The following is a 12669-nucleotide window of genomic DNA, read 5'->3' as shown; positions in this document are numbered from 1 at the left end:
TATGACTGTTAGGACGCAAATTACTCACGTCTTTCAGACCACCCTCTTCTGAATGAAGTTGGCGCTTCGTCGTAGCGTTTCTTGAAACGTGCTGTAAGTTGCGTCGCACTGCTAAAGCCGGTGGCTGCCGCGATCTCCGCGACCGCCATCTCGGTTTCGCTGAGCAATGCGTAAGCCCTTGAAACGCGCAGTTCTATATAAAACTGAACAGGCGAAGTTTCGACATACTTTTGGAAGAGACGCTCTAACTGGCGACGAGATATCTGCACGGCTTCTGCTATTTCAGAGATATCTAAAGGCTCTTCCAGGTTTTCTTGCATGATCTGCATCGCGTTGATGAGGTACTGGTTGCGACTACCCAAAGCGACCGAAAAGGCTGATTTCTGGAGCGTTTTACTATTGTTGGACCGAAAGTGAATGCACATGTCCGAAACGATGACCGCCAGGTCATTTCCGAAATCGGATTCGATCATGTCCAACATCATGTCGGTTGCGGCATTTCCTCCGCCACATGTCATAAGCTCATTGTCGATCTCATACAGGTTTGACGATGGCTCCAAACCATCAAAATGTTCGATGAAAGCAGGGTGGTTTTCCCAATGCAATGTGAACCTTTTGCCTGACAGAACTCCAACCTTGGCAAGGGCGAAAGCCCCTGTGCAAATACCACCCAGATTACACCCAAAGGTTCTTTGGCGGCGGATCCACGACAGGACCTTTGGGTTCGTACTTTCTGCCGGTTCAATACCCGAGCAAACAAACAGGCGCGACGATCGCGGTAGGTTGTGCAACGCAAAATCCGGTTTAATTTCAACCCCATTCGAACAAGAGACCGGATTTCCATCTTCAGTGATCAGAAACCATCTATACAGTTCTTTGTTTGTAACCTGATTGGCGATCCTCAGAGGTTCCACTGCAGCGCTAAAAGCCAGCATGGTCAGCTTTGGCAGCAGCAGAAAATAGATTTCCTTGGCCGGTCCATCGTAGCCTATGCGATAGCTGGCCGCGCCCTTTGGGACAAAGTTTCTCGGGTCCATATGCTCTCCTCCCAGTATCGACCAAGACGGATGAAGGGCACCAACACCTCATTTGGTGTTGGTGCAGAAAGATTACGCACTCATCTGTGCAACAGGTTCGCCGCTTTCCTCCCAGGTGCGGACTTCATCTTCGCTTGCTTTAGGCGAAAAAAGCCCTGTCATGGCATAGAAGATACCGATGACCGGTGACAGCCAGCAAGCGAATGCAAGCGGAATATACAGCAGGTTTTCGAAGTTGCCGTCTGCGATACCCAAACCAAGCGCCGTTATGACAAACGCGCCGCCTGCATTCCACGGGATTAGAGGGGACACCAGTGTTCCGCCTTCCTCGACCGCCCGGGACAGGTTCAGTGGGGAATAGCCCATCGCGCGATAGACCGGTGCATACATCCGTCCAGGCAGTGCAATTGACAGATAGGGGTCACCTGCAACGGTGTTGGTCGCCACAGAGGTTAGGATGGCCGAGGTTTGAATGCCGGCAAACGTTTTCACCTTCGAGATGACAACTTTGATGATCGCCTGAAGGCAACCGACGCGTTCAAGCGCTCCACCAAACCCCAGGGCAAGCAGCACCAGTGAAATCGTCCACATCATCGACTGAATACCTCCGCGGTTCAGCAGGGGATCGATCTCTGGAACCCCAGTATCGATCGAATAGCCGCTATTGGCGAAGGTGAACGTCTCATGCAGTCCAGCTCCCTGACAGAAGATAGCCATGATGCCGCCCGCAACGGCGCCTGCAAACAGTGACGGGATCGGAGGTTGTTTCATGACCGCCAGCACGATGACCAGAACGGCTGGAAACAGCATGATCGGCGAAATCCAGAACGCGTCATCCAGTGCCGTCGTGATTGCATGAATGCGGTCAAACGATACCTGGGACGTGTCGATCAGAGTGAAGCCAACGACAAAATAAATCACCAGCGCAATCAGCATCGAAGGAACGGTGGTTGGAAGCATATTCCGAATGTGATCAAACAGATTGGTTCCTGTCACGGCTGGTGCCAAGTTTGTCGTGTCCGATAGAGGTGATATCTTGTCTCCAAAGAATGCTCCGGAGACGACTGCTCCCGCAGTCCAATACATTGGAATACCGAATCCCGCACCGATCCCCATCAGCGCTAAACCGACAGTACCTGTCGTTCCCCACGAAGTGCCCAACGAAACAGAGACAATGGAGCAAAGGACCATTCCAGCGGCGAGGAAAAGTTCAGGCGACAAAATCTTGAGACCATAGTAGATCAGCGTTGGCACAGTTCCGCTTGCGATCCACATGCCGATGATCATTCCCACTGTGATCAGAATCGAAACGGAAGGCAGTGAGATATTGATAACGTGGAAAACGCCCTCTTCGATACTGGGCCATTTGTGACCCAACATGAGGCCAACGATGCCGGTGATCGCGATCCCGAATGCCAACGGGATATGCGGGGTAAAGTCACCGAAATAGAATAGTTGCAGCCCAAGCACACACAGGGTCAGCACTATTGGCGCGAGCGCCAGCAGCAAGCCGGGCTGCCGTATGTTGTCTTCATTCCCAGGCATATGAGTCTCCTCCTTTAGATTGGTCCAGAACCTTGATGATCTGCGGAAGAAACCAAGTTTGGCGGTGTGAGACTGTCGGTCAGAGCGTACATCTTGTTAAAATTTGCGACATTCAAGCGGCGGATTTCGGCGTCTTCGAATGAACTGAAGACCGGCAATTGCGATCACGCCAAATAAATTTGCTGCGTTTGGGCCGTCTCACCGCCTTCATTGGGGCAAATAGCAAACTTTGCTCGAGTTGGAGTGGTTCTGTTAGTCATGGTCCTTTCCGTACCTTCACCCCATAGTCCCCGTGCTGCAGCACGGCGCATCGAACTTGTCGTTCGCAACGAGCGCAAAATCAAAGCCTGCCTGAACTCGCTAAATGCGGAAGAAACGGCCCGCCGTAATGGCTTTCTTGAGGTAGAGGCAGACCGAAGTAACTCCGTTCATTCCAGTATGAAAACAACGCGCAATGTGACGCAAAGATCGTTAAACGGGTGCCGCTGAACGAGCTAAAACTTCAAGATTTTTGTGCGACAATATAGCGGCTTTGGAGCATTGAGGCTTGATCAGACGTATAGAGGATATCGAAGCCTGCGGACGCAATCTTCCTCTCAAGCACTGATCCAGACACAAAATGCACAAATGGGGCTTTACCAAGAGCCTGCATGATTGGGATCGCGACCCGACTGATCATCGTATACTTGAAACCACCGCTCTCAGGGGCGCAAACGGTTTTGGATATGAAAAACCCACCGGGTTTTGTAAGTGCGGAAATATGCTCAAGCGCTTGGTCCAAATCGGGCAGGAGATGAAGCAAATTATGCGCCAGGACCGCATCGTAAGACCCTTCGTCAAGACCGTGCTCAAGAACTTCGGCCACCTTGAAAGTGACATTCTCCAATCCTTCTTTCGCACGCTTCTCATCGGCAATCTCGATCATGCCCGGAGCGAGATCTGTCGCGGTGATGTGGGCAACATGCGGTGCAAGCAGTAGCGCGGTTGAACCAGTCCCGCACCCGATTTCCAGTACGTTGTCCTCCGCTCTCAGGTACGACTTCGTAAGCTCGAGTGTTTTCAGATACCCTTCCATATTGCGGATTGGGTCTGCCGCGTACTTTTGCGAGATTTTGCTCCAGAACGCGGCATCTTTGGACAAAGCAGCCATTTCATTGCTCTCTTAGAAGGTTGTTACCGCATCCTTTACGTCCAAACAATCATTTATGGAATTGCCACAACCTGCAGAACTGTTATGCATAAATGCATGAATTGGAACGCCATCAATTTCGACTGGAATCAAGTAAGGTCCTTTCTTGCGACAGCCGAAGAAGGATCGTTTTCCGCGGCGGCGCGCGTTCTTGAGCAAACTCAACCAACTGTCGGCCGTCAAGTTGCTGCACTGGAAACCGCGCTTGGCATCACCCTATTTGAAAGAGTCGGCAAGTCGCTTAATTTAACGACCGCTGGCGCCCAGCTTTTGTTGCATGTCAGAGAAATGGCGGATGTAGCAAACAGGATTTCACTTACTGCGACAAGCCAGTCCCAAGCTGTTGAAGGGCAAGTCAGGATTACTGCATCCGATGTGATGTCTGCCTATCAGCTGCCGCCGATACTGAAAAAAATCCGACTTGCGGCACCGCGACTAGAGATAGACATCGTTGCTGCAAATGACATTCGAGACATACAGCGACGTGAGGCTGATATCGCCATCCGACATGTACGCCCAACTCAGCCGGATCTGACAGCAAAGCTTGTCGCCGAGGCCAGAGCGCATTTTTACGCGGCACCTTCATACCTTGATCAGGTCGGACGGCCTAAAAATGAAAATGAACTTGCGAAATTGGACTTTGTCGGGTTCGGGGACATCGACACGATGATCGGCTTTCTCGATCCGGCGGGCATTCAGGTCACCCGAAAAAGCTTCAGGATTGGCTCACAAAGCGGGATAGTATCCTGGGAATTGGTGCGCCAAGGGTTTGGCATAAGTATAATGTCGGATGATGTGGCTGCCTTAACGCCAGGTGTGGAGCGCGTGCTTCCCGACCGCGAGCCGTTTAAGTTCCCGATTTGGCTGGCGACGCACTCCGAATTACATACCGCACGAAGGATCAGGTTGGTGTTTGATCAACTGGCGGACCAACTTAGCGCAGGGACCATCAGGTAATCTGGGAGTTCGCTTTATGTCACAGGCTATTCCAACGCTTCACTTGCTATGCGGCAAAGTTGCTTCGGCGAGATACTCAGAAACCGCCCCACGTACAACGGCGTGAGCCCGTCCGACCCGCTGGAACCGGGCTACGGCGGCGGGCGTCGAGGACGTGCTAGCCCCGGAGGCCATCGAACTGGCCGTCGCCGTCGAGGACGAACTGGAAACGCTTGAAAAGAAGGTGCGAGAGCAAAGGGTTAAGACCCGGTGGGATCGGGTGCGCAACAGTGCTCGCAGCGTGTTCGTCACCGAGGAGCGGCAGGAGCCTGACGACAAGGTGGTGGTAAACACCAGCGACCCGAATGCTCTTATGGACATGATTCCAGAACTTGAAACCTTGCTGGGTGAAGCGCACTTGGGTCTCTCCTACGGCGGCATCGGTATCGCCATTCGCAAGGCGCGCTCGGCCTACCTCGCCGTCAAACGGCGCAACGACATTAAGGCGAGGACGGCAAACCGACTAAGGACCCGACCCCCATCGTCAGCACCGGGGGCATCAAGGCGAGCCATATGTTGGGTCCGCTCCACAAGGTCGCGTATTTCCAGAGCGTAAGGCGCACGAATAGCGGCATAGCCCAGACGCCGGTGTTCACCCCCACCGGCCTCGCAAGCAAAATGGCCAAAACCGCAGGGGCGGCACTGCCAATCCTGAAGGGTGTGGTGGTGTTCTCGGCCATGCACGACGGCCAATTTCTGTTCGACTCCGGATACCACGAACCCTCGGGACTGTGGCTGGAGACTGGCGAGCTTGACATCGAGGTGTGTGACGACCCCCGCAAGGCCGTCACGTTCCTAGCCACGAGTAGCTGTGCGACTTCCCATTCGAAACGGGGGCGGACTTCGCCGCCGCCCTGATGCTGGCCATCTCCCTGTTGCATACCAAAACCGACCTCTACGGGTCGACAATTTCGCTCTTCGCTATGACAGCGCCCAGCGCTGGTATTGGCAAGTCCATCCTGCTTGATCGCGTCAACTGCACCGTCACAGACCAAATCGCCGCAATGACGTCGTTGCCCGAAGACCGGGAGGAACGTGAAAAGCTCATCACCAGCGTGACAATGGAAAGCGCGCCGCTGCTGGCCTTCGACAACGTCACCACCGGCTCGACCATCGGCAACAGCTACCGCGACCCACACCAACTGGTCACGCCCCGCATCTGGAATGCGCGGGTGTCGCAGCTTTCCAAGACCCACTCCGGGCCGACAGGCATAGTCGGTTGCCCTGACCGGAAACAACATCCTCTTGGCGGGCGACACGGCGTCCCGCGCCGTTAAAATCCGCCTCGTACCACGCAGATTTTAGAATATGACCCTTCGCGACTTTAAGCATCCGGACATTCTGAAGTGGACTCGCGACAACCGGGGGCGAATCCTCGGCGCACTCGCCTGCATCGCCACCGCCAAAGTGCCCTCCGTAAAACCCATTAGCCGATTCCCTTATTGAGAAAGTGCAGTCGCCGGACCGGTGCTGAACGTGGGCGAAGCGCCGGACTTCTTCGTGCCGTGGGTCGAAGCCGGTGAGGCGGACGTCATGGGGAACGCACCAACCGGCCTAGACGACCTCCTGATGTCCGTTACCCTGATCGATGTCAACGGGATGATGCAGCCGCCCGAAGGTGACTGGGTCAAGGCAACTGCAATCATTGAACATGTCGATCCAAGAATTTTTGATAGGGCGTTTGCAGTGAACAAGAGGCCGTCCGCACAGGAATTGACCGGATGCCTGCGCCGCAACCGCGACCCCTAGGTCGACGACGCCTACACACTCCGCGCCAACCGCATGAACCTCGGGAATCGCGCAAAGCGACAGACCAGATGTCCGTTTCGAATGGAACGGACGAAAGATGCACCGGAAATCAGCGAAACCGACCGCGTTTTCTACGTGAATCCGCTTCGGGGCGAAAATGAGGGGAAAAGTTAAGTTGTTAGTGTGAAGGGAATATCCAACGTGCCAACAAGTACGTCAAAGTCGTGTGTAGGATTTAAGTGAGATAATCTTAAAAAGCACTTTGAATATATAGTAGTAAACTAGAGGATGCAGGGTCAGAACACTTTGATACCCTTGGTCACACCCGCGCCAGCGGAAACCGCTTATGAACCGTCACGAACGGTGCAAACATGCCGCTTAAACGCGCCGCAGCGATGTAGTCACGATAGAGGCGATGCCCCTCATAGTTGAGTTTCTGCGTGGTCAGCACGCGGCAGCGCAGATTGTCACTATGGTTTTGCGCAATCTGGACAAATACGGGCATTCCTGTGCGGTCTACGAAAACCGACGGGCACTACAACCTGCGCCATATACTCTCGCTCCGCATTCGTGAGAAAGCGCCGTGACCGGATACATTTCGGGGCAAACTGAAACGAGTGTATCCAGCAATAGGGCGTACAGTGCGACAGCAACGCTGACGTAAAGAGCGTGCGCGAGATGTGGCCTGCGTCATTCGACACGCGAAACCCAAAACCAATGGCGAGCAAGATACACAAAGAGAGCGACCTGGTACCAGCATGAGGTGAGGCTTCGTCGATCGAAAGGCAGGCGTCGGGGTGGGTTATGTCAGGCCAAGCAAAATCCCGAAAATACACCCCCACCCAACAAAAACACAGTGGCCAATGGAGCTCGGCCACGCCACATCACCCCTCTCAAAAATTTCTCGATTTTTACGTATTGCGTCGTCCGCAATTTTTTCGGAACACAGAACGTCAGACAACGGAAGGCTGACCGCGCATTGCCGTATGGCAGTAAGGTTTACGGTGTTTCCTAGCGCCCTCGGCGGTCAGGTAGCCAAAAGCGGCGACGTCGAACGGCTGCTTCCATTGCTGAAGAAGTCTGAGCTTGTGCCTGCTACATAGCTTTCGTTCGTAGAATCTCTAAGGACGAAAATACAAATGCGTGATAGTTCCTGATTATGGCAACGACATCTGCCCGAAATCGATCGCCAATCCCTTACGCATTTGCGGTTATTGGTGTTCTTTTTGCTTCAATTTGTTTCGGGCTGGTACCCTATTTCAGCCGCAGCCTGACCGAACAGGGCGTTGCACCCTATGCGGTCGCATTCTACCGCTACATTGTTGCGGCTCTTCTTCTGCTTCCTGTTCTCATCGTGCACCGAAAAGAATGGCGAGAGATCACTTGGGGTATTTCCGCCGGAGCCGTAATGGGGCTTGGTTGGATCGGATATGTAACGGCGCTGGAGAAGCTACCCGCATCGACAGTGGGTGTGCTTTACATGACCTATCCGGTGTTCACCTTAGTTATTGCTTGGGCTGTGTTTGGCGATGCACCCACGCGACGCGCCATGTTGGCCGCTGGTCTGATTGTGGTGGCAGCTGTCGTTGCTGGCTCGCCTGCATCAGTGGCTGCGGAACACCTACCAACGCTGCTGCTATCCCTTGCCGCTCCATTTGGGTTTGGCTTCGGAATCTGCGTACTGGTACACAGATTGTCACGTATCGCGCCGTTGGCACGTATCGCGTCAGTTTCTCTGGGGTCTGTACTGGGCCTCGCACCCCTCATCCTTGGTGCTGAGGTTGGAGAGCTTCTCCCAAGGGAACAGTCCGATTGGCTTTTCATAGTTGGCATTGGTCTGGTTACTGCTTTCGTGCCCCAGCTTATCTACACAATATGCTCGCCTGTTATTGGAGCTTCTCAAACTGCGGTCGTCGGAAGTATCGAATTGCCCACGATGTTTGCCGTGGGATACCTTGCTTTTGGCGAAGCGATCTCTTTTCATCAAGCTTTTGCATGTGCCTTAGTGCTGGGCGCAATCGCGATCACAAGAAGTAGAAAGACGCGCACCGTATCTACCGTGCTCGCAAAATCGCCGAGGCGGTAGTATTGGGTTCGAAGGCGACATACGCCGGCATTAGTACAATGCCCATTTTCGGTTGGCCTGATTTGACTGGTCCAGTTTGATTGTGAGTGCATGACTGCTCTCAGGTCCATCGGGGCGAGAGTTTGCGATGCTTCTCCTTTATTTCTTCTCGAAACGGTAAACGCCATCCCAATCGGCCGGTGGTTCAAACGCAAAACTGCTGCAGCGTTCGATAAAGACATCTACAAGAAGCTTGTTAGCAGCGATTTCCCGATGCCTCTTCAAGGAATCTAATGCTTCAGTCCATTTTCCAAACTGATACAAGTCATAGCATGCACGCCATTCTTCGAGTTCGCGTTTTTTGGCTGCGCTTACCAGAAAACCACTCTCATCATCTTTTTCCGCTACCAGTTCAAAGATACGACTAGGAAAACTAGTCCCGGCGGGCACGACAAAGTCAATTTCGCGCAGCACAAACTTGCTCTCGACGTGAACAGCCACATCCGACGATACGAGAATTCTTGTGCCGTAAACTTTATTCAACCCTTCCAGTCTGGAAGCAAAATTAACGGCAGCGCCGAGCGCAGTGTATTGCAATCTTGAAAGTGACCCAACGTTACCGACCACTACGCGACCGGTGTGCAGGCCGAAACGTGCATGCAACGGACGCAATGGTAACGCTTCCTTATCAGAATTGAGTTTCGCCTCAGCCTGCAAACACGCCAAAGCTGCTCGGCAAGCATGAACAGGGTGATCGATATCATCGAGCGGAGCATTCCACAGAGCCATAATGGCATCGCCGATGTACTTATCCACGGTACCCTGATTGCCGGATATCTCTTTTTCCATTGCTTCGAAATACTCGGACAAAGCAGGCATCAGTACTTCGGGTTCAAGCCCCTCGGTTTGGCGCGTAAAGCCTTTGAGATCGGCGAACATAAGTGTAACGTCGCGCGACTCTCCGCCAACGCTAATTCTCTCTGCTTTTGAAAGGATAGAGCGTACCAGCTCTTTCGGTACGTACGCACCGAAACTCGACAATCCAGCTTTCATACTCGCAACGGCGGCCCCGAGTTCGGCGACTTCCTGAATATTTGATTTCAAGTTCAAGTTTTCACTTAGCTCAAAGTTACTGACTTTTCTGGCTTCCGTTGCCACGCGCACAAGATTTTTGCTCAACAGACGGGCGACAACAAAGGTAAATGAGACAGCCAGAACCAAAGCAATGACGCCGATTTGCATGGCACGAGTCGTGTTTCTTTTTATTTCTCCGATAAACTCATCTTCCGGCACTATGAGCCCGAGTGTGGGTTGGGCACCGAAGACTTCAGGGATTGGCATCACAGATGCGATATAGTTTCTTTCATCGGATGCTGGAGCTATGCGGAAAAAATCCTGCTGACTGGTTCGCCATTTATCGATGACACTGTCAATAATTTGGCTACTACCTTCAATTGACTCGTTCGTATTGGTACTCACGAAGCGCGGCTCTCCACCTTCGGATCGCGTGCTGGTGTAGGAAAGCAGGCGACCTTCGCGATCAAGCATGAAAACCAAACCATGATCGCCAATCCTGATATCATCTAGGATTTGCGAAAGTGCCGATATTGTAATGTCGAGCGCAACGACGCCAAGCAATTTACCTTCGTCGTCAACCACGGTTTTTGAAAACGTTGCACCTAGACGCCCAGTGCTCTCGAATTGATAAAGCGGCGAAACGTAAACGCCGCTTTGCTCCAACGCCCCGCGATACCAAGGGCGTGTTCGAGGATCGTAGACAGTGGTTCCACTAAGAAATGGTGTGGCCAACGAACGGCCATCCGACCAATAGTAAGTCTCGACGCGCTCGCCAAATTGCTCGGAAATTATCCGTTGAACGCGATCTACTCCTTCCGGCACAGGCAAGGCGCTCGTTCCAAATGTTTTCCAGTGTTTTGGGAGGTTAATATTCTGAAAAAAGTCTCCGGATTCTTCCTCGCCAAAATACAAGCCATAGTAGTGCTCATTGCCTTGCATCTGCGAATAGAGAACGTCCAAACCCGCGCTTGAGCCAGCATAGTCCGTAAATTTGGAAAGAAAGACGGATGCAGAAGATACGACACTTCCCGCTCCGCGTATCACGGTTAGCATCTCATCGACTGACTGACTTCTGGCCTCCGCCATCCGCTCTTTCGCAGTACGAATGGCGAGCTCTTTGTTGCCAAAATAAAGAATGGCAACAAGCATGTTTGTTACGGCCAACGTGAGTAACGTGAATAACGTCGCAACGCCGATATGGAGACGTACTTTCATACCCTCAATTAGTCAAAATGTAACAATAGAAGTCCAGTCGCTCGTTGCCTCACAAATGAGTATCTTGAGCACTTTGTTGTCTGAAGACACAAAGTACTGGCACTATTGTTCTTTCCTGGCTTCTTCGGCGTTTTTGGCTCGCCCTAACCGGACGCCACTCAAACCGAATTATTCTAAAAAACAGATAGTTATTGCTTGGTGCAATCACTTTCTGAGAACAGAGCAGGACATTTTGCCAACACCGCTCTTCAAGCCTAGTCATTCCGGAATTCCGGGTGGCCGACCCGAGCTGAACCCCAAGATGAGAAAGTTGCCTCAGTCGAAAGGCGAAACCGCTGTTAAACGGTTGAACGATCCATTGTCGATGGATGAACTCTTCAATCGCATTGATGGGAACGGCGAATTTGTATCGAGAAAACTCTCTGGCACGGAACAATTCGCCTTGTTGGCTTTAGCTCAGGACCGAGCCTTCGGACGAGCAGATGGTGTCAGCACTACACATACCCACAGCGGAACTGTCAGCATAAGCGTCAATCCACCACAGCGGCTAAAAGACATCAGAGTCCGCTTTCCAGAGAGATTGGCTCAAGAGAAGGTGATTGAGGCAATTCTTGATGACGACGAGTAGTCTCTGACCATCACGTAGCTGCTGTCAGGTTTAGAGGCTTGGGTTTGTGCCTACGGGCCATGCGCCCGCGCACGTAAAACCCCTCGATTTGACGACGCTGCATATCATCTTTTAGCCAATGCAACCCTTTCCAAAAAATTTTGGGGGACCTGCATATATGGGTAGCATTTTCGACGCTCGAGGGTTCGGGCTTTTTCTCGGCGTTGCCAAGTATCAGGACAGCAACACCAGCGGGCCGCACATGGGGTCTCGCGTTTGTTGGCGTAGCATCTTACGCCTGTCCGGATCGGTCAAAATTGTTCAGTTCGGAGTTTCTAAAAACCATAGGGCGCTCATTCAGTTGTCGTTGAGCCTACGCACCAGTATCAGAGACTCGGCGTTGACTGAAAGTAGCTATATTGGCGGAAGGTACGACGCGCCGAACTCGTACCCCCTCATTTACAATCGCAAACCCCATTCAAGACGCGCCGCACTTACCCGCTATCGAATCTGAATGTTTGAATTATGACAGTTTGGTGAAAGAGGCGTGGGAAGTTTGCTTACGTTACGGAAGGCACGTCAATGCTATCGTGGTTGCTTGAGGGCTTCGTTGGGTGACACGCCGAACCAATTAACCCCCTCAAATCCAGTCGGAAAAACCAGAACGTTCTTAAATACAAGCATGTCACCCACGGTCAAAGGATCGCATTGTGGCGAAATTGTGTCCACGATTCATTGTGGAACTTTCCGTTTCGGACCCAGAAACAAATCGTTTCGCCGTAAAACTGGGCGATACGGGGTTTCCCCAATTTCAACCAAACAGCTTTGGTGTCACAGTAGGCCAGACTACACACACCTCCACTCACTCACGGGTGAGAAAAAGGGGCTGGTCCTTACCCCCTCGACTAGCCCCTCACATCACCAAGACCCTTAAGATTTCAAGATAAAGACAGCTTTAGTGGAAATTCGTATTTTGCTGCGATCCACTCGCAGGGCGATCGAAGACGCCAAAACGCACAACCTTGTCCAACTCTGGTCTTGTGCGTAGCCTTTGGGGCCATGTGCAACCTCTACTCCAACACCATCCCAGCCACAGCAATGCGCCAACTGTTTGACGTGACCGTTGAACGTGACAGGCTTGGGAATGCAGAACCATTGCCAGCCATCTATCCGAAGCACTTAGCCCCAG

Annotated in this window: 11 protein-coding genes; 6 read left to right on the top strand and 5 right to left on the bottom strand. The window is 52.4% G+C overall.

Annotated elements, in window-relative coordinates:
• Positions 1 to 20: 20 nt before the first annotated feature.
• From ACR0KL_RS08405 to ACR0KL_RS08395, 3 genes are all read right to left on the bottom strand, one after another.
• A complete protein-coding gene (locus ACR0KL_RS08405) occupies positions 21 to 1037 on the bottom strand; it encodes a GlxA family transcriptional regulator (RefSeq protein ID WP_480776872.1) in 1017 nt (338 codons plus the stop codon).
• A 72-nt stretch (positions 1038 to 1109) separates the two neighbouring features.
• On the bottom strand, positions 1110 to 2582 hold the full coding sequence (gene nhaC, locus ACR0KL_RS08400) for a Na+/H+ antiporter NhaC (protein WP_480776871.1): 1473 nt from the start codon (positions 2580 to 2582) through the stop codon (positions 1110 to 1112).
• Between the two features lie 502 nt (positions 2583 to 3084).
• Positions 3085 to 3732 (bottom strand): class I SAM-dependent methyltransferase, encoded by a 648-nt coding sequence (locus tag ACR0KL_RS08395; protein ID WP_170678240.1) that lies wholly within the window; start codon positions 3730 to 3732, stop codon positions 3085 to 3087.
• 96 nt (positions 3733 to 3828) lie between these two features.
• On the opposite strand from ACR0KL_RS08395, the gene ACR0KL_RS08390 reads away from it, so the two are divergent.
• From ACR0KL_RS08390 to ACR0KL_RS08375, 4 genes are all read left to right on the top strand, one after another.
• A complete protein-coding gene (locus ACR0KL_RS08390; RefSeq protein WP_170678242.1) occupies positions 3829 to 4728 on the top strand; it encodes a LysR family transcriptional regulator in 900 nt (299 codons plus the stop codon).
• 154 nt (positions 4729 to 4882) lie between these two features.
• Positions 4883 to 5323, top strand: a complete 441-nt coding sequence (locus ACR0KL_RS08385; RefSeq protein WP_170678244.1) for a hypothetical protein — start codon at positions 4883 to 4885, stop codon at positions 5321 to 5323.
• Positions 5324 to 5624: 301 nt separating this feature from the next.
• Positions 5625 to 6044 (top strand): hypothetical protein, encoded by a 420-nt coding sequence (locus ACR0KL_RS08380; protein WP_170551948.1) that lies wholly within the window; start codon positions 5625 to 5627, stop codon positions 6042 to 6044.
• A gap of 199 nt (positions 6045 to 6243) precedes the next feature.
• A complete protein-coding gene (locus ACR0KL_RS08375; RefSeq protein WP_170678245.1) occupies positions 6244 to 6516 on the top strand; it encodes a hypothetical protein in 273 nt (90 codons plus the stop codon).
• A gap of 319 nt (positions 6517 to 6835) precedes the next feature.
• Here ACR0KL_RS08375 and ACR0KL_RS08370 read toward each other — a convergent pair whose 3' ends face one another.
• Complete coding sequence (locus ACR0KL_RS08370; RefSeq protein ID WP_170551942.1) at positions 6836 to 7021, bottom strand: hypothetical protein; 186 nt, start codon at positions 7019 to 7021, stop codon at positions 6836 to 6838.
• A gap of 654 nt (positions 7022 to 7675) precedes the next feature.
• On the opposite strand from ACR0KL_RS08370, the gene ACR0KL_RS08365 reads away from it, so the two are divergent.
• Positions 7676 to 8602, top strand: a complete 927-nt coding sequence (locus tag ACR0KL_RS08365) for a DMT family transporter (protein ID WP_170678246.1) — start codon at positions 7676 to 7678, stop codon at positions 8600 to 8602.
• 138 nt (positions 8603 to 8740) lie between these two features.
• On the opposite strand, the gene ACR0KL_RS08360 is transcribed toward ACR0KL_RS08365, so the two are convergent.
• On the bottom strand, positions 8741 to 10873 hold the full coding sequence (locus tag ACR0KL_RS08360; RefSeq protein ID WP_480776870.1) for an adenylate/guanylate cyclase domain-containing protein: 2133 nt from the start codon (positions 10871 to 10873) through the stop codon (positions 8741 to 8743).
• Between the two features lie 76 nt (positions 10874 to 10949).
• Between ACR0KL_RS08360 and ACR0KL_RS08355 the strand changes: the two genes are divergently transcribed.
• A complete protein-coding gene (locus tag ACR0KL_RS08355; protein WP_480776869.1) occupies positions 10950 to 11501 on the top strand; it encodes a hypothetical protein in 552 nt (183 codons plus the stop codon).
• The last annotated feature ends 1168 nt before the right edge of the window (positions 11502 to 12669 follow it).

This window comes from Ruegeria sp. C8 (assembly GCF_056537565.1).
This window is presented reverse-complemented; position numbering and strand designations above follow the sequence as displayed.